The organism is uncultured Pseudoalteromonas sp. (assembly GCF_963922945.1).
In the GTDB taxonomy this organism is placed as follows: domain Bacteria; phylum Pseudomonadota; class Gammaproteobacteria; order Enterobacterales; family Alteromonadaceae; genus Pseudoalteromonas.
Genome location: NZ_CAWUKC010000029.1, coordinates 23,040 through 40,921, shown reverse-complemented (window position 1 = coordinate 40,921; position 17,882 = coordinate 23,040). Strand labels below are relative to the sequence as shown.

General features: G+C 41.3%; 22 protein-coding genes. 10 read left to right on the top strand and 12 right to left on the bottom strand.

The annotated features are described in order from the left end of the window. Positions 1–572 (top strand): HAMP domain-containing sensor histidine kinase (locus AABI99_RS08470; RefSeq protein ID WP_338365215.1); only part of this gene is annotated, 572 nt, incomplete at its 5' end. 337 nt (positions 573–909) lie between these two features. Here the strand turns inward: AABI99_RS08470 and AABI99_RS08465 are convergent. Further along, positions 910–1,779 carry a DMT family transporter gene (locus AABI99_RS08465; RefSeq protein WP_338365214.1) on the bottom strand — a complete coding sequence of 290 codons (870 nt, stop codon included), beginning with the start codon at positions 1,777–1,779 and terminating at the stop codon, positions 910–912. Between the two features lie 253 nt (positions 1,780–2,032). On the opposite strand from AABI99_RS08465, the gene AABI99_RS08460 reads away from it, so the two are divergent. Next, the gene (locus tag AABI99_RS08460) at positions 2,033–2,416 is read left to right on the top strand and encodes an MAPEG family protein (RefSeq protein WP_338365213.1); all 384 of its coding nucleotides are present in this window, start codon (positions 2,033–2,035) and stop codon (positions 2,414–2,416) included. Positions 2,417–2,489: 73 nt separating this feature from the next. Here the strand turns inward: AABI99_RS08460 and AABI99_RS08455 are convergent, their stop codons facing one another. The 3 genes from AABI99_RS08455 to AABI99_RS08445 form a co-directional block, all read right to left on the bottom strand. Next, entirely contained in the window at positions 2,490–3,701 is a 1,212-nt protein-coding gene (locus AABI99_RS08455; RefSeq protein ID WP_338365212.1) for a TonB family protein, read from the bottom strand. Between the two features lie 9 nt (positions 3,702–3,710). Next, entirely contained in the window at positions 3,711–4,085 is a 375-nt protein-coding gene (locus AABI99_RS08450; RefSeq protein ID WP_338365211.1) for a BlaI/MecI/CopY family transcriptional regulator, read from the bottom strand. Positions 4,086–4,184: 99 nt separating this feature from the next. Further along, on the bottom strand, positions 4,185–4,877 hold the full coding sequence (locus tag AABI99_RS08445; protein ID WP_338365210.1) for a pseudouridine synthase: 693 nt from the start codon (positions 4,875–4,877) through the stop codon (positions 4,185–4,187). A gap of 91 nt (positions 4,878–4,968) precedes the next feature. Here AABI99_RS08445 and AABI99_RS08440 point away from each other — a divergent pair, with 91 nt between their 5' ends. Then, on the top strand, positions 4,969–5,274 hold the full coding sequence (locus tag AABI99_RS08440; RefSeq protein WP_338365209.1) for a DUF6482 family protein: 306 nt from the start codon (positions 4,969–4,971) through the stop codon (positions 5,272–5,274). A 41-nt stretch (positions 5,275–5,315) separates the two neighbouring features. Beyond that, on the top strand, positions 5,316–5,723 hold the full coding sequence (locus tag AABI99_RS08435; protein WP_338365208.1) for a GNAT family N-acetyltransferase: 408 nt from the start codon (positions 5,316–5,318) through the stop codon (positions 5,721–5,723). 15 nt (positions 5,724–5,738) lie between these two features. Here AABI99_RS08435 and AABI99_RS08430 read toward each other — a convergent pair whose 3' ends face one another. From AABI99_RS08430 to AABI99_RS08395, 8 genes are all read right to left on the bottom strand, one after another. Beyond that, positions 5,739–6,095: a HopJ type III effector protein gene (locus tag AABI99_RS08430; RefSeq protein ID WP_338365206.1), complete on the bottom strand. Its 357-nt coding sequence runs from the start codon at positions 6,093–6,095 to the stop codon at positions 5,739–5,741. A gap of 19 nt (positions 6,096–6,114) precedes the next feature. Further along, complete coding sequence (locus AABI99_RS08425) at positions 6,115–7,221, bottom strand: retropepsin-like aspartic protease (RefSeq protein ID WP_338365205.1); 1,107 nt, start codon at positions 7,219–7,221, stop codon at positions 6,115–6,117. 24 nt (positions 7,222–7,245) lie between these two features. Beyond that, a complete protein-coding gene (locus AABI99_RS08420) occupies positions 7,246–7,953 on the bottom strand; it encodes an HAD-IA family hydrolase (protein WP_338365203.1) in 708 nt (235 codons plus the stop codon). 10 nt (positions 7,954–7,963) lie between these two features. Next, the gene (locus AABI99_RS08415; RefSeq protein WP_338365202.1) at positions 7,964–8,908 is read right to left on the bottom strand and encodes a tyrosine recombinase XerC; all 945 of its coding nucleotides are present in this window, start codon (positions 8,906–8,908) and stop codon (positions 7,964–7,966) included. After that, positions 8,905–9,516: a DUF484 family protein gene (locus tag AABI99_RS08410; RefSeq protein ID WP_338365201.1), complete on the bottom strand. Its 612-nt coding sequence runs from the start codon at positions 9,514–9,516 to the stop codon at positions 8,905–8,907. The genes AABI99_RS08415 and AABI99_RS08410 overlap by 4 nt, the downstream gene beginning before the upstream one ends. Beyond that, on the bottom strand, positions 9,513–10,343 hold the full coding sequence (gene dapF, locus AABI99_RS08405) for a diaminopimelate epimerase (RefSeq protein ID WP_338365199.1): 831 nt from the start codon (positions 10,341–10,343) through the stop codon (positions 9,513–9,515). Before dapF ends, AABI99_RS08410 begins: the two co-directional genes overlap by 4 nt. Positions 10,344–10,407: 64 nt before the next feature. Next, positions 10,408–11,661, bottom strand: a complete 1,254-nt coding sequence (lysA, locus tag AABI99_RS08400; RefSeq protein ID WP_338365198.1) for a diaminopimelate decarboxylase — start codon at positions 11,659–11,661, stop codon at positions 10,408–10,410. After that, on the bottom strand, positions 11,662–11,853 hold the full coding sequence (locus AABI99_RS08395) for a lipoprotein (protein WP_338365196.1): 192 nt from the start codon (positions 11,851–11,853) through the stop codon (positions 11,662–11,664). 148 nt (positions 11,854–12,001) lie between these two features. On the opposite strand from AABI99_RS08395, the gene cyaY reads away from it, so the two are divergent. Genes cyaY through AABI99_RS08365 form a run of 6 tightly spaced genes read left to right on the top strand, consistent with a single transcriptional unit; the run spans position 12,002 to position 17,853 of the window. Continuing rightward, positions 12,002–12,325 (top strand): iron donor protein CyaY, encoded by a 324-nt coding sequence (gene cyaY / locus AABI99_RS08390; RefSeq protein WP_055015887.1) that lies wholly within the window; start codon positions 12,002–12,004, stop codon positions 12,323–12,325. Then, entirely contained in the window at positions 12,322–12,978 is a 657-nt protein-coding gene (locus tag AABI99_RS08385) for an alpha/beta fold hydrolase (protein ID WP_338365194.1), read from the top strand. Before cyaY ends, AABI99_RS08385 begins: the two co-directional genes overlap by 4 nt. A gap of 21 nt (positions 12,979–12,999) precedes the next feature. Continuing rightward, a complete protein-coding gene (locus tag AABI99_RS08380) occupies positions 13,000–13,944 on the top strand; it encodes a DUF2914 domain-containing protein (protein ID WP_338365193.1) in 945 nt (314 codons plus the stop codon). 34 nt (positions 13,945–13,978) lie between these two features. Then, positions 13,979–14,917 (top strand): hydroxymethylbilane synthase, encoded by a 939-nt coding sequence (gene hemC / locus AABI99_RS08375; protein ID WP_338365192.1) that lies wholly within the window; start codon positions 13,979–13,981, stop codon positions 14,915–14,917. Next, the gene (locus AABI99_RS08370; protein ID WP_338365191.1) at positions 14,918–16,747 is read left to right on the top strand and encodes a uroporphyrinogen-III synthase; all 1,830 of its coding nucleotides are present in this window, start codon (positions 14,918–14,920) and stop codon (positions 16,745–16,747) included. It begins immediately after the preceding gene. Then, positions 16,744–17,853 carry a heme biosynthesis HemY N-terminal domain-containing protein gene (locus AABI99_RS08365; protein WP_338365190.1) on the top strand — a complete coding sequence of 370 codons (1,110 nt, stop codon included), beginning with the start codon at positions 16,744–16,746 and terminating at the stop codon, positions 17,851–17,853. The genes AABI99_RS08370 and AABI99_RS08365 overlap by 4 nt, the downstream gene beginning before the upstream one ends. Positions 17,854–17,882: the final 29 nt, after the last annotated feature.

Sequence of the window (17,882 nt, the reverse complement as noted above, 5' to 3'; positions counted from 1 at the left end):
AGCTATTAAGCAAAACAATAGATAAATCATCACAAGAGCATTTTAGTGGTTTAGAGAAACAGATTTTTGTTATGGAGGAAATGGTAGAAGAGTTACTGCAGTATGCTCAAATGGAAAGAGCAGAACTAAAGTTAGAACAAAAAACTATAGAGGTAGGGGGCTTTTTAGCATTAAATTGCGAAAAGTTTCAACAGGAGTGCAAGAGTAAAGTCCACCTCAAAGTTGAGTCGCCTTGTAATCTAATAGCGGATAGCTCTTTACTGTCAAGAGCAATAAGAAATCTAGTGATAAATGCCGACAAATATGGCAAAGATAATATATATATAACCGTCCAAAAACAAAATAAAAAGATTAATATCTTTATAGAAGATGATGGGCAGGGAATAAAAAAGGAAAATAGCGAACGAGTTTTTCAACCATATTTTCGACAAGAAGTTCATTCAGACAGGGCTGGATTTGGGCTCGGTTTGTCTATTGTGAAAGAAATAGTTGATCTTCACGGGGCGAATATTTCATTGTCGCATAGTATTTATGGCGGGGCTAAATTTACACTTATATTCGAATTGGAATAATACGCAGAAGTTTTGCAGTAGTATAATGATCAAGGTAGACAATAAGGTAGCGCTGGCCATCTCACCTTCATAAGGAAATATAATCTTGTATTTTCGATGAAGCCGTGCAGGGAGCTGTCGTGATAATGTGGGTGCTGAAAGCTTTTTTGCGATAATTATAAAACGAATAATTAAGCATAAAATATATTCGCCACGTGAATGTATGAAAGCTGAAATATTTTATAGAGATGTTTTACGGTACAAAAAAGTGCTAGCCACGCACAGACGGCGTTTCATTTGCTTAGTGTGAAGAGACTACTATCCTGAGTAAAAGCAGCCTGGTGAAGGCTTTGCAATTTCACATTACCAATATCGCGGCCACTGCAATCAATAATAGCCCTGCGCTGTCTTGGCGTTTTAGCGGTTGTTTTAACCATAAAACAGCGATTAGCATGGTAAAAAATACCTCTACCTGACCAAGCGTTTTAACATACGCCACGTGCTGTAAACTCATTGCACTAAACCAGCCAATAGAGCCTACACAGCTAAAAATACTAATTGCTGTTGTAATGCCCTTATATTGCCAAAGTTTACTAAGCGTTTGTGGCTCTTTAAGTAATAAATAGCCAAGTAATATAAGTGTTTGTAGGCTTATTACAAACAGTAAAACCCATGCAGCTGAGTGTGGGAACAATAGCCCTGAGTTTAAACTTGCTTCGCGTACCCACAGCGATGTAAGGGCAAAGCTGGTACCACAGGCAAGGCCAATCAATGCCGTTTTTGCATCAAAGCGTTTTACGCTGGTTATACCGCTCAGTAACAGTACTGCTATGGCGCCTAAAAATACACCCAGCCAACCAAGCAGGCTAAGCGCAGAGCCAAAAAACAATACCCCTAAAATAGCGGCTACTAGCGCCTCACTTTTAGCAAGGCCTGCACCTATGGCGTAATTATTCATTTTAAACAGTTTTACCATTAAGCCAGTGGCAAGTATTTGCATAACGCTTGCGCCAATAATAAAACCCCAAAAGGCATTATTAAAGCTAGGCATGGCTGTGTCTTGATATTGATAGAGGCCATATAAATACACTGCAGCAATAGGGCCGGCTAAAACAAAACGCGAAAGGGTTACGCCAGCTACACTTGCATGTGTGCTTAATTTACTTTGCAGGGCATTTCGCCAGGCTTGCATAAAGGCGGCTAAAAAAGTGAAAAAGATCCAAGTCATGGTATTAGTCGATAAAAAATAAAGTCTTTAAGTTAACAAGCTTTAGTGATTAATGCGATGCATTAAGGGTGATAGTGAATATTCATCACCTGCGACATTATGCCGCACGGCTTTATAGGTAAACTTAGCTATAGTCAATGTGATGTTATTGTTTAGCCGCCAGCGTAAGTCATAAAACGTTTGGGCGGCTTTTTTGTGTATGTGTGTTATATGTATTGGTCAAATAACTAGATTTATAAAAAGAGAATACATTATGACAATATTAGTAGTATGCGCATTACTTGCTGTATTAATGCCTTATTTTGCAAAAGTACCGGTGGCCATTGCGATGGCAAAGCTTGGCCAATACGATAATAAACATCCGCGTTCTCAACAGGCAAAATTAACGGGCTTTGGTGCGCGTGCGCTCGCTGCCCATCAAAATTGTTTTGAATCACTTGCAGTGTTTGCCGTTGCGATTGCGGTGGTATTGGGTACTAACTCGGTAAATGCAGTAACCGAAACCTTGGCGGTGACCCATATAGTTTCGCGTACTTTATACTGCACTTTTTATTGGCTGAACTTAGATATTATCCGTTCGCTAGTATGGTTTATTGGCTTAGGCACGGCCATTGCCATGATTGTAGTGAGTATTTAATTTTATTATTAAAACCACAAAGCAAGCGGCCTAAAAGGGCGCTTGCTTTGTGCTCTTGCATAGCTAAATAGTATTAATGTGATACTTTAATTCGCTCTATTAAATCAGTATTAGCAACCTCGCTGTTTATGGCAAAATCGAGCTGTACGAGCACATCATTAAAGCCTGTCTCAGAGATTTTATATTCCCATTTTGCTAGCGCTTCTTTAGCAGATTTATCAAAAATACCGGTCGGCTTTGATTGAATAACACTAATATTTTTTGTTCTGCCATTGGCAGCAATATCGTATTTTAATACCACTGAGCCACTTATACCTTGTTGGGCGGCTTTAGTAGGGTAGTGTGGCTCAATGCGAATTATGGGTGAAATATGATCTTGTTTGGCACCCTCTGTTTGCGGCTGCTTTGCAATAGCGAGCGTGCTTAACATACTTGCTGCAACAAGCAGTAAGCCACCTTTGGCCAGGGATGAGTGACTGCCACTGTACTTTATATTGGTAAGTCGTTGTAACATGGTTTTTTTATCTCCGTAGTGTGAATAAGCCATTAGGCCTGCGGGCGTTTTTGCCGCGCAGTTAACTAAGGCTTTGCTGTATAAAATATGTTGGTGTGTGGTTTTATTGGCAAGTACCCGTTTATCACAAGTCAGCTCCTGTAAGCGCCTACAACTTGCATATGCCATCCAAGCGAGCGGATTAAACCATAATAAAATAGTAGCCAGTAACAGCAGGGCATTTATTAAGTTATCTTTGCGTTTTATGTGCACAGTTTCATGCTCTAAAATAAGCGCTAAAGAGGCTTTATCAAACTGGGTTTTGTAATTACTAGGCAGTATGAGCTTGCTTTGCAAAATACCCACCACCATTGGCGTGGCTACATATTGGCTGGTATAGGTTTTAATACCAGTGGCAAGAGTGTGCTCTAGGTGCGTTAGCTCAGTTAGCTGCAGGCTTTTAACAAAACGAGTATGTGTAATAAAACTGGCTATTAATAACCCCATAGTAATAAGTACATACATGAGTGCCCAGCTAATCCCCATTTCATGAGAAAAGGGCTGGTTAGGGGTAATTAAGTAATGACTAATATTGCTATTTTGCAGCGGTTTTATTGCATTGGGTAAATTAGCGAAAACTAATGCGACAGGTATTAACCACGCTGACTTGTATACAAAGCCTGAGCCGAGGGTTTTTAAACCAAATCGCTCTAGTAAAATAAACCCACAAAACAAAATACTTAATAGAAGTTGTTGTTCAATCACCCAATTAAACCCAGTTTGAATAACCATGTTAATCCCTTACTTTTGGTTTTTTTCCCAATCATCAATAACTTTTTTAAGCTCGTTTATATCTTGCTGAGAAAGCTGCTCCGATTTAGCAAACCCGCTTACCAGTGGCGCTATACGGCCACTAAAAAAGCGCTCAATAAAGTTTTTACTCTCTTTTAATGTGTAGTCGGCGCGCTCCATACAAGGGGTATAAATATATTGGCGGCCGTCTTTTTCAAAGGTCAGAGCGCCTTTTTTTACTAATCGGCCCAGTAGGGTTTTAATGGTTTTTTCGTGCCATTTTTTGTCATCGCTTAAGCGCTCAATTATTTGACTGGCGGTTGCTGGGTAATTAATCCAGAGTGCATCAAGCACGTCGAATTCTGCTTTTGATAATTCAATCACTTTATTGCCTACAAATGTAATCTTTAAATTAAGACTACACCTGTAATCTATTTTTGCAAGGTTATTTTTTAACTTTTTTGTGTGCTATTTAAACTAAGGTTAGATTTTTGAAATATCAGTTTTACTAATTTTTATGTAGTGGTTTTCTGGTAGGTTTAGGTTTGAAAGAGCAAGTTCGCTAAATTGCACTCTAAATAAATCAATTACTTTAAAGCCGCAGTAATGCGCCATTTTACGTATTTGCCTGTTAAGCCCTTGCTTTAAAATAATACTAAATTGATAGTCAGTTATTTTAGTGACTTCACACGGTAAGGTTACTTGTTTATCAACAGGGACGCCTGCAGCCATTTTTTTACAAAACGCGTTGTTAATCGGTTTATCTACCGTGACTAAATAACGTTTAGGCTGGTGGAAGTCGGGGTGAATAAGCTGATTACAAAAATCACCGTCGTTGGTCAAAATAAGCAAGCCCCGAGAGTCTTTATCTAATCGGCCAATGGGGTAAACACGAGTAAACGTAGGCAAATGGTGAATAAGACTAGCAGGGTCATTTTTATTTAATTTACAGTCAATACCTACAGGTTTGTGGTACGCAAAATAAACTAAATCGGCTGCGCCTTTAACATGTTGGCCGTTAACTATTACCTCATCTTGCTCGTTAACGTGATCAATATGATTAGCAGGGCGACTATTTACCGTTACTCTCCCATCATCTATTAAGCGTGATGCTTGCTTGCGAGAGCACACACCAGCGTGAGCAATGTATTTAGCGAGTCGAATTTTATTGCTCATAAGATTAAAAAGGCAGTGATGTAATAATTTGATCGCGATTATAGCAAAGGCGCGTATTGATAAAGTTACTTTTTATTAAAAGGCGATTGTTATGGGTATGAAATTTTCAGAGTTAAAAAAACACGAACCATTACAAAAAGTGGTAGCCCACTCTCTTGAAATGGCGCTCTATCAGGTGTCTGTCATTATAAATAACGTAGAGTATTACGTTACTGAAGAAAATGGTGAATTTGTAAAAGCGCTCAGCCCGCTACATATTCAAAAACGGTTTGAAAACATAGCTTACGCCGAAATGGTACTGCGCCATACTAGCGCCTACGATGAAATGTGCGGCCAACCCGAAAAAACAACCAGTAATTTATTAGAAGTACCTTATGGAAAAAATAACCTGTTTTGATAAAGCCAGTTTGCTAGTATCTGCTCTTTTAAGGGCGGCACATGTATCAATTAAAAGCAGATAATACCGATGCGTTAAATTCAGCGCTTCGAACCAAAATAGTTGAATTTAACGCGCAACATTTTGATGCGCCTAAAGTACCCTTAGGCTATAAATTTGTAGATGAAAAAGGCGGCTTAATTGCCGGCGTGAGCGGTTACGTATTTGGTAATTGGCTAATGATTAATTGGCTTTGGTGCAGCGCTGAAGCGCGTGGCAAGGGGTTAGCTGGCAAGCTTTTAACTGCACTCGAGCTTGCTGCTATTAAACGCGGGGCTGCTACCGCACAGCTTGATACACTCGATTTTCAGGCCAAGCCATTTTACGAAAAACGCGGATATGTGGTTAAGTATCAGCTTAACAACTATCCGCGCTCTGGTACGCGTTATTTTATGGAAAAAACGCTTTAATTTAGCAGTTTAGTGCTATTTCGCTTTTAGTGGCTCGCCTTCAAAAGTAACGCCTAAAAATGGCGTTGCTTCTGGCGCTAACATAAACGTACGAATGTTCATGTGATCATCGCCTTTAGGGTTTTGTAGCACGTCTTCGCGGTAAAACTTACCAAAACAATCTAATGTATTTTGTTTGCTTAAATCGTTTAATTTAGCAAACGCAAAAATTTTACATGAGCCGTTGTTCTCACTTGCAGAGCTAAGTAACCCGTGGTTATTAAATCCACACGCGGTAAAATTATAATTAGCTTCTATTACCGCCATAGTGTCGCTAAATTGTATGCTTTTAGGGTTGTCTGCAAGTTGCTGTAAAAAAGCGTTTAAAGCCATGTACTTTCCTTTATTTTAGCTATTTAGCACTCAACTCTAACTCATCTGTTTGTTGATTTATATTGAATTTAAATCGTGATAAAAAATTCATCCCTAATAAGCCTTGGCCGCGGATGTTTTCAATACTGAGCACTTCAAAGTCATAAATAGTTTGCATCCCTACTTTAAACGACTCAATTTGGTAGCGTTTTACGCTAATTTGCCCGTTGGCGGTGTTTACGGTTACATCGCCTAAATACAGTGGTCTGGGTGAGAGTTGGTTAAGCACGTCACTCGAAAGAGAGGTAATACTTGCGCCAGTATCTAGCATGAGCTTTGTTTGGATTGACTCATTTAGCTCGGCGCTAATTGTGTAATGTGCGCCGTAGGGGGTAAGCGCAATAAAGTCATCTTGCGATTGAGCTTTCTTTATCATTGCATGTAAATCAGCGACTTTGTTTTGTAGTGGGTGATTTGATGGCATGCGTTCAATCGTTGTTAAGGCGCTAATAAAGTTTTCGAGCTGATAATAAGCATAAGCAAGTGCGTATAAAAAATGACTATTGTCGTTTTGATAATCGAGCCAAATTTGAGTTTGTTCAATAATTGTTTGCCAGTTTTTTTGCTCACTTAAACTATAAAGCTCGTTTTTAGTCAGATTTTCCAACCGCGCATTTGCTGCGCTTTGCTGTTGCTCATTTAACAACGGGTATAGTTCAAATAAAGCAATAATTGCATTTTGTATTTGCCCACTATTTATTAAGTAATCGACCTGCAGTGTAAGTAGCTCTGTATTGTAAGGGTCTTGATCTAATAGTGTGTTTAACAATGGCTCGCTAAGAGATAAGTTAGTATTTAGCCATGTTTTTAATTGCAAAACCCACGAAGAGTAAAGAGTGCGCGCAAGGGGAGGTGAGTGTTGCTTTAGTTGCTGGTAAGTATTAAACGCCTCGTCAAACTGGTGTTGCTCAAATTGTTGTTTAGCCTTAGTAAGCAGCTCATTATTAGGCGCTTTAATTGGTTTTTCAGAGGTTTTTTGAATTTCTTGCTTGTCAACAACCGCGACTTGTTCTGGCCATAGCAGGTAAGCATTGAGGCTAAGTGAGCCTATTAATAGCAAGGTTATTAGCTTGGTATAATGGCTCATTGCAACCTCTTAGGTGTATTTAGGCTATTTAATAAAATGCGCTAAGGCATGAATATTTGCAATTTCAACATCGGCTAGGCCTTTGTAGGCATAAGTAACGCCTTGGTCGTTTAACCAAACTGATTGGCAGCCAGCATTATTGGCGCCTTGTACGTCGGTATCTAAGCTATCACCAATGTGTAAAATTTCACTTTTAGCCACGTTTAAGTGCTCGGCGGCTTTATCAAACAGGGTGCCGTGGGGCTTGGCTTTACCGTGCATACCGGCTTGCAGTACTAGCTCAAATTTATCGCGTAAGTTAAAGCGCTCAATTTCAACATTGCCATTGGTTATTGCAATCAGCTTAAAGTGCTGGGCTAAATCATCTAGCAGCTTTAGTACGTCGTCGGTTACCACTATTTTACTGCGTGCATCGGCAAAGGCGTTATAGGCAGCATTGGCATGGTGTTCTACTTCTTGATCGCTTAAATCCAGCTTTGAAAGGGCTAAGCGTAGCGTATGTTGGCGCCATTTAGTTACATTATCAGCAAGCTCTGGTAACTGTATTACGGCCTCATTGCGGCATTGTTGCCAGTATTTCGGGCCTTGTTGTAAGTAGCTAGGAAGCGCGTTTAAATAATCTTGCTGGGCTTTAACCGCGGCTTTTATTATTGGGTGGTTGTTATACAGGGTGTCGTCTAAATCAAAGCTCATAACTGAAAAAGGGCGAGGAGCACGATTAAATCGGATCATAATTACATTCCTAATCGGTTTGTTTTTTAGCGCGTGGATGAGTGTTGTCGTACACTTTAGCTAAATGCTGAAAATCTAAATGGGTATATACTTGCGTAGCCGATAAACTGCTGTGCCCCAACAACTCTTGTACAGCACGTAAATCGCCAGATGATTCTAAAATATGAGAGGCAAACGAGTGACGCAGTTTATGCGGGTGTACCTGTGAGCTAATACCTTGTTTTATGCCCCACTCTTGCATGCGCAGGCGAACTTGGCGAACCGAAATACGATTTTTTTTACTACTTAAAAACACTGCCATTTCATCAGGCTTTGCAAATTGCCCTCGAATATTGAGCCAATTTTTTAGTGCTGTGAGCGCCTTACTGCCCACCGGAATAATGCGCTCTTTATTACCTTTACCTTTGACTAATATTTCACCGCTAACAGCGTTGATATCACGTAAGTTGGTGCCAACTAACTCGCTAATGCGCAACCCAGATGAGTACATAAGCTCCATCATTGCCTTGTCGCGAATGGCTAATGGGTCGTCATCGTTAATCTCAAGCAGGCTTGCCATCTGATCTACATCGAGATTTTTAGGCAGAGGTTTAGAAAATTTAGGGCCTTTAATACCCTGCGCTGGGTTATGATAATGCGCGTGCTGAGCAATATTCTTCGCTTTTAAAAATTTATATAAGCTACGAATGCAGCTTAACTTTAAGCTAATGGTACGCCCACTTAATTGTTTTGTACGAAGCGCCATACTGTAGCGACGAATATGCTCTCCTTGTACGCCAAACCAGTCGTCACATAGTTTACTAAAATACAGGGCGGCAAAGTTTAGCTGGCTGACATACTGATTTACCGTATGCTCTGAATACTGCCTTTCGTATTTTAAATAGTCACTAAATAAATAAATGGGTGTACGCCAATGCTCACTTAATTGCTCAGTGTTAGGCGTCTCGTCGCTCATGCCAATTCCAACAGCCTAAGTTGCAATGCATGCACAAAATCAAGCACAAACAGGTTATCTTGCGCGGGTTCAAAATGGTTTTCATCATGGCTGCCAAAGGCCAATATTGCGACGGGGTTTTCTGTCGAACCAATTAAGTAGATTGCAGAAGATTGCGTGTTTTCGCAAAATAATAGCTCGCGCTCTTGCTGATTAACGCGTCCTAAGTAGTGTCCAAATTGGCTTAGGCGATGCTCAATAAGCGCATCATACGTGCTGTGATATTTAACTAACCGACACTCGCTAATGTGCGGGCTGGTGCAAATAATATTGCGCAAATTTGCGGCAAGCGTATTAAAGTCGTAGTTTGTCCACAGTTGGCGATGGCACTGGCTAAATAAACGATATACCAGCTCGTTTTGCGTCGCGTGTTCGCTCATACGCTGTATTTGATTTTTTAATAACGTATTGTGCTCACGTAGCTGGCGCTGCTGAATATGGACCAGTGAAGTAGCACCTTGCTCTTTGTGTTGTAGCTCAAGCTTTGCAAGTAAGTGTGGCTGCTCTATTAAAAAATTGGGATGTTGCGTTAAATATTCAGCAACTTGTTCTTTTGTTAATTCACTCATAGCGCAACTTGTCCATCAAAAACATGCTCGGCTGGGCCGGTCATGCGAACAGGGTGACCTTCGCCGCTCCAACGTACTTGTAAAGTACCACCGGGTAAATCAACTTGTACTGTGTTGTTAAGCTTACTTTGCACATGGCCAATCACCATTGCTGCGCAAGCTCCCGTACCACAGGCGAGGGTTTCACTAACGCCGCGCTCCCACACTCTGAGCTTAATATGATCTTGCGATAACACTTGCATAAAACCAATATTGGCACGATTTGGAAAGCGTTCGTGGTTTTCAAGCAGTGGGCCAAGTACATCAACTTGTGCGGTTGCTATATCGTCAACTTCTAATACACAGTGCGGGTTACCCATCGACACCGCGCCACTAAACACCGTGTGCTCTTGCGCTCTTATTATATAGGTAAGTTCTCGCTTACTAGCTTTAAGCGGGATTTTAGCAGGCTCAAAATTAGGATGGCCCATGTTAACCGTCACTTGGCCATCTTTTTCTATGTATAGCGTGAGGTTGCCCGACTTAGTTGAAACACTAATTTTGTGTTTGTTAGTTAAGCCTTTCATACGCACAAAGCGAGCAAAACAACGGGCACCGTTTCCGCATTGTTCTACTTCATTGCCATCGGCGTTAAATATTCGATAATGGAAGTCGAGGTCGGGGGAGTAAGGGGCTTCAACCATAAGTAATTGGTCAAAGCCAATACCAAAGTGGCGATCAGCCAGTTTTTTTATTTGATCGCGAGACAAAAACACATTTTGTGTAATGTTATCAATTACAACAAAGTCGTTGCCTAAGCCGTGCATTTTGGAAAAATTAACTAACATAGCGCTCTAATTCGGGGTTGCTCTGCGCTAATCATGCCACAGAGCAGCGCCTTAACAAAAACGTTTATGGTAAAATTTTCTCACCTTGATAAAGGCTCTCGATTGTTTCACGTTCACGAATAAGGTGGTGTTGCTCACCATCTACCATTATTTCGGCCACGCGTGGGCGAGAGTTGTAGTTTGAACTCATTGTAAAACCATAGGCACCGGCACTTCGTTGTGCTAATAAGTCGCCTTGTTTAAGCGCAAGTTCGCGGTTTTTTCCTAAAAAGTCACCGGTTTCGCACACAGGACCCACAATATCAAAGTTATGTGTTGGGGTGTCGTCACTGCGCACCGATACCGGAATAATTTTTTGCCATGCCTGATAAAGCGAAGGGCGAAGCATGTCGTTCATGCCAGCATCAACAATAGCAAAAAATTTCTCTTGGTTTTGCTTAATAAACTCAACCTGCGTTACTAAAATGCCGGCGTTAGCAGCTATAGCGCGCCCAGGCTCAAAAATTAGCTCAAGGTGTTTGTAATTGGCTAAGCGCTCGGTAACTTGCGCAGCATATTCACTTGGGTGAGGCGGCTGTTCATTATTATAAGGAACGCCTAATCCACCACCAATGTCTAAATGCGTAAGCTCAATACCATTTGTTTTAAGCTCATCAATTAATGCCATTAGCTTATCAAGCGCTTCTAAAAAAGGCTTAACTTCTGTTAATTGCGAGCCTATGTGGCAATCTACGCCTGTTACTTTTAGGCCAGGCAAAGACGCCGCATGCTGATAAACACTCACAGCCGTTTGAATATCAATCCCAAACTTATTTTCTTTTAAGCCGGTAGAAATATACGGATGTGTTTTTGCATCTATATCGGGGTTAACGCGAATAGAAATAGGCGCTTCTAAATTTAGCTCACATGCTACCTCTGATATGCGTTCAAGCTCAGAAATTGATTCTACATTAAAGCATTTAATCCCTAATTTTAGTGCATACGCAATTTCGTCAGCGGTTTTAGCTACGCCCGAAAAGACCACTTTACTAGCGTCACCGCCGGCTTTTATTACACGTGCTAGTTCACCTTTCGATACTATGTCAAAACCGGCCCCCAAACGCGCTAAAATATTTAACACTGCAATATTTGAGTTAGCTTTAACCGCATAGCACACTAAGCTTTTATGGTTTTTGGTGGCGTTTGCAAAAGCTAAATAATGACGCTCAAACGTGGCTCTAGAGTACACGTAACACGGCGTACCATATTGCTGAGCAATAGCAGCAACACTCACATCTTCGGCAAATAATTGATTGTTTTGATAATTAAAATAATCCATTTATTGCTCCTGTACTTGTTCAGTATTGGCGTTTTCTACGGGGGTTGGCTGCACTGTATTTTGAGGTTTACTTTGCTCGCGTGGTTGCTCTGGCAAATACAAAGGCCCACTTTGGCCGCAGCCAGCTAATGCACTTAGCAGTAAAGTACTTATAAATAGTCGTTTTAATTGTGAGGTATGTGTCGCTTTCATTAGATTAATACGGTTGCTGGCTTTATAATCGCAGAGTAACAGAATATCTAAAAAATGCAGCTATTCGCGGATGATTTTATTCCTGTTACACTAGCTGCATACAAACCGTACCCAATATTACGCAGCTCGCCTGCAAAGGAAAGTTACTATGACCGAAAGTGAATATCACCAATTAGCCGAAGCGCTCATGTACACAATTGAAGAGCAAGTTGATGATTGTGAAGCAGATTTAGATTACGAGTCGGCTGAGGGTATTTTAGAAATCATTTTCCCTGATAAAAGTAAGATTGTAATTAACAAACAAGCGCCTTTGCATCAAGTATGGGTTGCGACTAAATTTAATGGTCACCACTTTGAAATGCGTGACGGCCAATGGATTGATAACCGCTCGGGGGCAGAGTTTTGGGAGTTTATGAACCAAGCGTCTACTCGCCAAGCTGGCCAAGAAATTAAGTGGCAATCGAGCTTATGAGTTTAGCATTTGCAGAATATCCGGCTCAAGGTGAGCATAAAGCCACGGTTATTTGGCTGCATGGTTTGGGCGACTCTGGTGATGGCTTTGCCCCTGTGGCACCGCAGCTAAATTTACCGAGTGAGCTTGGTGTGCGCTTTGTTTTTCCGCATGCGCCTATTCAACCGGTCACCATAAATGGTGGCATGGAAATGCGCTCGTGGTACGACATAAAATCTATAGAATTAGATAAGCGTGCCGATGAACAAGGCGTGAGAGATTCAGCCGAAAAAGTGCAAGCCCTGATCAATCAAGAAATTAAAAACGGCATACCGGCCAATAAAATTATTTTGGCGGGCTTCTCACAAGGTGGCGTTGTGTCTTTACATTTGGCACCGCGATTTGAGCACAAACTGGCAGGTGTTATGGCATTGTCTACTTATATATGCGTGCCTGAAAAACTAGCACAAGAAGCAAAACATACCGATTTAAATGTATTTATGGCACATGGTAGCCAAGATAATGTTGTGCCGCATAGTGCCGGCAGGCATGCATTTGAAATATTAACAGCACATAACATGGATGTAAGCTGGCAAGAATACCCTATGGCTCATCAAGTTTGCGCAGAAGAACTGCAAGCTATTCGCCAATGGTTAATTGCCCGTTTAAGCTAATTTGGAGCCGCTGAGGTCAATATGAGTCAAAAAATAGTTATTAAAGCAAATGTAAAACGCGAACCACAAAATAGTGTACCGAATGTAAGTTACGAGTGGCATTGGCGTCGTATTGTGAGTGTTTCTATGTTGGTAGCAATGACCTCGGCCGCGGTTGTATACGGCTTAACTAGCTCAGTAAATGCTGAGCAGGGCGAGCAACCTAATGAGCAAGAGTTGCATGTTGATAATAGCCTGCAAGATAATAACGCGCGCATTAGTGAGACCCAGCAGAGCGACGACGCCGCCAATGCTAACAAGCATATAAGTGCAAGCGAAATAGCACACACAGCTCCCTCTACAGATTCATTGCAAGCAGTCGATGATGTGCCTGTAGAGAATGCTCTACTAGCTACAAATGAAGCGTCAACAGCATTGCTTGAGAAGCGAGATACTAATACTGAAACTATGAGTAGTCAGCAAAGTGATAGCGCTGATGAGTTAATTAGTGTGCAACCTAGTAATCGAGCAGTAAGTCACTCTTTGAGTGATCCACTTTCTGAAATAAAAAGTGAGGATGGTGCGCTGGCAAGTAGCGAAAAGTTTGCAGCGAATGCGCATATTGCAAGTGTTGCACTAGGGGCGCAAATTGATACAAGTAAAATTAGCCGTGCAGTACTGACTCGAAAAGTAAGTAAGCGCGAGCCCACCAATGTATTTGCTGCTGATATTCGTTTGAATCAGTTTGAAGACGCGCTTTCGTTTTTTAGTGAACTTAAAAACCTACAAGGCCAACAAGTAAAGCATGTATGGCTTTATGAAGGCGAGGTGATGGCTGAGATTTCGTTAGACGTTACTTCACCGCGCTACCGGACCTACTCAACCAAAAACATTATGACTACGCAAACTGGCCATTGGCGCGTAGATGTGGTTGATGAACAAGGTAATTTAATTGCTCAAAAAGAATTTAGAATTTTAGCCAATTAAGCTTGGCTTTTTGCTGTAACTATTTGGATACCCTATGACAGAAAAAACAAAGTTAGTACGCATTGCAACCCGTAAAAGTGCTCTAGCACTGTGGCAGGCAGAGTTTGTGAAAGCACAGCTTGAGCATTTTCATAGCGATGTACGCGTAGAATTAGTCCCTATGTCTACTCAAGGGGATATTATTTTAGATACACCACTGGCAAAAATTGGTGGTAAAGGTTTGTTCGTTAAAGAACTTGAGCAAGCAATGTTAGATGGCCGAGCTGATATTGCCGTTCACTCGATGAAAGATGTACCTGTTGAGTTTCCACAGGGCTTAGCACTGCACACAATTTGTGAACGTGAAGACCCACGCGATGCATTTGTATCAAATAACTATGCCACGTTGAGTGACTTACCAAAAGGTGCTGTAGTCGGTACTTCTAGCCTTCGTCGTCAGTGCCAAATTAGAGCTATGCGTCCTGATCTAGTAATTAAAGATTTGCGTGGCAACGTGAATACGCGTTTGGCCAAATTAGATGATGGCCAGTACGATGCAATTATTTTAGCTGCAGCCGGGCTGCTACGTTTAAAAATGGATGAACGTATTGCTGATTATATTGAGCCAGAGGTTTCGCTACCTGCTAACGGTCAAGGTGCTGTAGGTATTGAGTGTCGCGTTGATGATGAAGTAACAAAAGCTTTACTGGCCCCGCTTGAGCATAATCAAACGCGCATTCGCGTAAATGCAGAGCGTGCTATGAATCGCCATTTAGAAGGTGGCTGCCAAGTACCTATTGGTGCGTATGCATTAGTTGATGGCGAACAAGTGCATTTACGTGGCTTAGTGGGCGCGGTTGACGGGAGTGAAATTTTATATGACGAAGTAACCGGTCATATAAATGATGCAGAAGCTATTGGTGTTGAGCTTGCTAAAAAGCTATTAGCACAAGGTGCCGACAAAATATTAGCCGAAGTATATAGAGACGCATAAATGACACATATCCTGATAACTCGGCCCGAAGGAAAAGGCGCAGCCCTTGCTCAGCAACTTGAGCAAGCGGGTTATCAGGCGTCATTATTCCCTGTTTTAAAACTATCATACCTTACCCCTTCCACTGGCGAACTTAGCCCGCTAATTAACGCTGATAAAATAATTTTTATCTCCCAAGATGCGGTTACTGCGCTTGCGCAATTAAAGCCAACAATTAATACCAAAGCGCAATTTTACGCAGTAGGTCAACAAACCGCGGATACTATTTATGACGTGTTCGGTGTTCGAGCTGCACTGCCTAAACAGTATGATTCAGAAGGCTTATTAGCACTAAAGTCTTTAGCTGAGGTTGATGGCTGCAATATTGTTTTAGTTAAAGGCCACGCTGGCCGCCCAGATATTGCCAAAACCCTCAAAGCGCGTGGAGCATTTTTAAACAGTTGCGTTGTTTATAAGCGTGAGCCAATAAGTGCTGAAAAAACCAACTGGACAGACCACTGGCAAAGCCTGAAAGTACAAGGTATAGTCATAACTAGTAATGCAGCAGTTGATGCAATATTTAATAACCTAACTGACAAACAGTTACAGTGGTTACAACAGTGCCGATTTTACGTTGCTAGCGAGCGTATAGCCGCCTATTTACAGCAGCAACAAATAAGTTTGGCTAATATAAACATTGCTGCAGGGGCAAGCGATAACGCTATGTTTTCCTGCATAAACCAGCAAGGTAGCAAAATGAGCGAACAGTCAAAGCCAGTAACGGCAGATAACAAAAAAACAGCTAAGCCAGCTGCGCCTTTAAATAAAAAAGAACCTGTAAGTGCAACAGGTGCGGCAAGTAATAAGCAAAAAGTAAGTAAAGTAGCGGTTCTTGCGCTTGTTATTTCACTTATTGTGGCAAGTGGTGTTGGTTACGAGTTTTACCAAAAGTTAAATGCAGGTAAAACGCAAAATACAGCCCTTAATGAGCTGAATGAGCAAAATAAACTTCTCGCTCAAGAGCTACAAGCGCTTAAATCGGCACAAGCTAATTTGCAGCAAGCTTTGTTTAATAGTGAGCAGAAAGTGGCTGCGGCGCTCTCTGAAAGTGCTGAAAATAACCAGCAACAATTAAAAGCGGCATTGCAACAAGCGCAGCAGCAAGGCGCTTCGCTCAACCCGCAAGAGGTAACCAGCTTACAGCGCATGGCTGAATTTAAACTGTGGGCAGAAAGAGATTATCAAGGTGCAAGCGCTGTGCTTAAACGCTTAGATGCACTACTTAGCGAATACCCAGGTACCGTTGCTGTTCGCCAAGCGATAACACAAGACATTCAAACGTTAGATAGCCTACAACCTATTCCGACTGAGGCCATTTACTTAAAACTTAATAGTGTTTTAGCTACTATTGATAACTTAGCTTTTAATGCGGTAAACATTCCTGAAGAAGCAGAGCAAGTTAACGAGAATGCATTAAGCGAAGATGTCAGTGATTGGCAGCAAAATCTAAGTAACAGCTGGAGTAAGCTAGTTGATAGCTTTATTACTATTCGTCAGCACGAAGGGGTTGCGATAGAACCCCTGTTAACCGATCAGGAGCGCCACCTAATAAATCAGCGTATTAAATTAAATGTCACTCAAGCGCAGGATGCATTAATGAGCAAGCAAGCGAGCATTTACTTTAGTGCTATAAGTGAAGCAAAGCGTTTGGTTAATGAGTACTTTAAGCAAGGTGATGAGGCGACAAAAGCAGTTATAAACGCGTTGACCAGCCTAGAAAAAGAGCCGCTAAATTTTAACCCTGAAGTAAATTTACAAAGTACACAGCAGGTTAAGGAGTGGGCGCAATGATAGGGCTGATAGTATTAATTGTTGCTATTGTTTTAGTTTTAGCGATTACGCCATTTGTGCTAGATGAAAAAGGCTATGTGCTGATCTCATTTAATAACACCACAATTGAAGGCACGATTGTTTCGTTTTGTATTATGGCAGCAATTACCGCAGCCATATTGTATTTAACTTATAAACTTGTGCGCTATTTATTGTCGATTTACCACAAAACGAAGCACGGTTTTTTTGCGCGTAGTGAAGAGCGTAAACAAGCTGCGATAGAGCAGGCTCTGTGGAGTGCCATAAACGATGATTATGAATTCGTAGAAAAAGCGTTGTCTGGAAATAGTGTACCCAGTAAGTTTGAAGATATACGATTAGCGTTATTAGCAAAAGCGGCGCTTGCTAATAATCAAGCAGATAAAGCACTCGAACGCTTATTTGAAATTAGTCCAGAGCAACAGCTCAAGGTTGCTAAACTTTGGATAGCCAGCGGTGACAGTAGTGCAATAGAATCGCAAATGCGCGCTAACGTAGATTCAAAAAAAGCCACGGCGCTTGAGCTAAAGCTATATGCCGAAATACTTGTACAACAACAGCACTTTAGTGCACTTGAAGAGTTTTTACCGCGCTTGCTTCGTAAAAAAGTCCTCAACGATGTACAGTGGACTCAGCTGTTTACTGCCTATTTCAACGCACAAGCTAGCGATAAAATTACTGAAAAATATAAACAGCTTCCTAAAAAGCTACAAGCTCATGCTAATACAGCTTACTTAATGCAAATGGCTAAAGTAGGCCAGTTAAGTACTATTGAAAGCGACTTAATTAAAATGGTTAAGCACGACGAGCAACATGCTTTACTTGCCAATATATTAAGTAATGCCACATCAGCAGACGCTGTAAAACTACAAACCAGTATTCAAGAGCGTCTAAAAAAAGATGACGCGAATAACGCATTATTGCTCTCTCTTGCGTGTTTAGCTAATGCCCAAGGCGATTATGAGTTAGCTGCAAAAGTTTTTGATAAAGCTTTAAATATCGAAAATAAAGAGCAATTTGCTCAGCAAGCAACTATTAGCTACAAAAATACAGCGCAAGCCGATAAAGCACTCGTTTTGTATCAATAAAGGCTACACTTATACTTTTTCAGCTTTGA

What these genes read in the sequence shown, in the direction of transcription:
- AABI99_RS08465 (WP_338365214.1), bottom strand. Translation starts at nt 1,779, where the DNA reads ATGACTTGGATCTTTTTCACTTTTTTAGCCGCCTTTATGCAAGCCTGG.
- AABI99_RS08460 (WP_338365213.1), top strand. Translation starts at nt 2,033, where the DNA reads ATGACAATATTAGTAGTATGCGCATTACTTGCTGTATTAATGCCTTAT.
- AABI99_RS08455 (WP_338365212.1), bottom strand. Translation starts at nt 3,701, where the DNA reads ATGGTTATTCAAACTGGGTTTAATTGGGTGATTGAACAACAACTTCTA.
- AABI99_RS08445 (WP_338365210.1), bottom strand. Translation starts at nt 4,877, where the DNA reads ATGAGCAATAAAATTCGACTCGCTAAATACATTGCTCACGCTGGTGTG.
- AABI99_RS08440 (WP_338365209.1), top strand. Translation starts at nt 4,969, where the DNA reads ATGGGTATGAAATTTTCAGAGTTAAAAAAACACGAACCATTACAAAAA.
- AABI99_RS08435 (WP_338365208.1), top strand. Translation starts at nt 5,316, where the DNA reads ATGTATCAATTAAAAGCAGATAATACCGATGCGTTAAATTCAGCGCTT.
- AABI99_RS08430 (WP_338365206.1), bottom strand. Translation starts at nt 6,095, where the DNA reads ATGGCTTTAAACGCTTTTTTACAGCAACTTGCAGACAACCCTAAAAGC.
- AABI99_RS08425 (WP_338365205.1), bottom strand. Translation starts at nt 7,221, where the DNA reads ATGAGCCATTATACCAAGCTAATAACCTTGCTATTAATAGGCTCACTT.
- AABI99_RS08420 (WP_338365203.1), bottom strand. Translation starts at nt 7,953, where the DNA reads ATGATCCGATTTAATCGTGCTCCTCGCCCTTTTTCAGTTATGAGCTTT.
- AABI99_RS08415 (WP_338365202.1), bottom strand. Translation starts at nt 8,908, where the DNA reads ATGAGCGACGAGACGCCTAACACTGAGCAATTAAGTGAGCATTGGCGT.
- AABI99_RS08410 (WP_338365201.1), bottom strand. Translation starts at nt 9,516, where the DNA reads ATGAGTGAATTAACAAAAGAACAAGTTGCTGAATATTTAACGCAACAT.
- dapF (WP_338365199.1), bottom strand. Translation starts at nt 10,343, where the DNA reads ATGTTAGTTAATTTTTCCAAAATGCACGGCTTAGGCAACGACTTTGTT.
- lysA (WP_338365198.1), bottom strand. Translation starts at nt 11,661, where the DNA reads ATGGATTATTTTAATTATCAAAACAATCAATTATTTGCCGAAGATGTG.
- AABI99_RS08395 (WP_338365196.1), bottom strand. Translation starts at nt 11,853, where the DNA reads ATGAAAGCGACACATACCTCACAATTAAAACGACTATTTATAAGTACT.
- cyaY (WP_055015887.1), top strand. Translation starts at nt 12,002, where the DNA reads ATGACCGAAAGTGAATATCACCAATTAGCCGAAGCGCTCATGTACACA.
- AABI99_RS08385 (WP_338365194.1), top strand. Translation starts at nt 12,322, where the DNA reads ATGAGTTTAGCATTTGCAGAATATCCGGCTCAAGGTGAGCATAAAGCC.
- AABI99_RS08380 (WP_338365193.1), top strand. Translation starts at nt 13,000, where the DNA reads ATGAGTCAAAAAATAGTTATTAAAGCAAATGTAAAACGCGAACCACAA.
- hemC (WP_338365192.1), top strand. Translation starts at nt 13,979, where the DNA reads ATGACAGAAAAAACAAAGTTAGTACGCATTGCAACCCGTAAAAGTGCT.
- AABI99_RS08370 (WP_338365191.1), top strand. Translation starts at nt 14,918, where the DNA reads ATGACACATATCCTGATAACTCGGCCCGAAGGAAAAGGCGCAGCCCTT.
- AABI99_RS08365 (WP_338365190.1), top strand. Translation starts at nt 16,744, where the DNA reads ATGATAGGGCTGATAGTATTAATTGTTGCTATTGTTTTAGTTTTAGCG.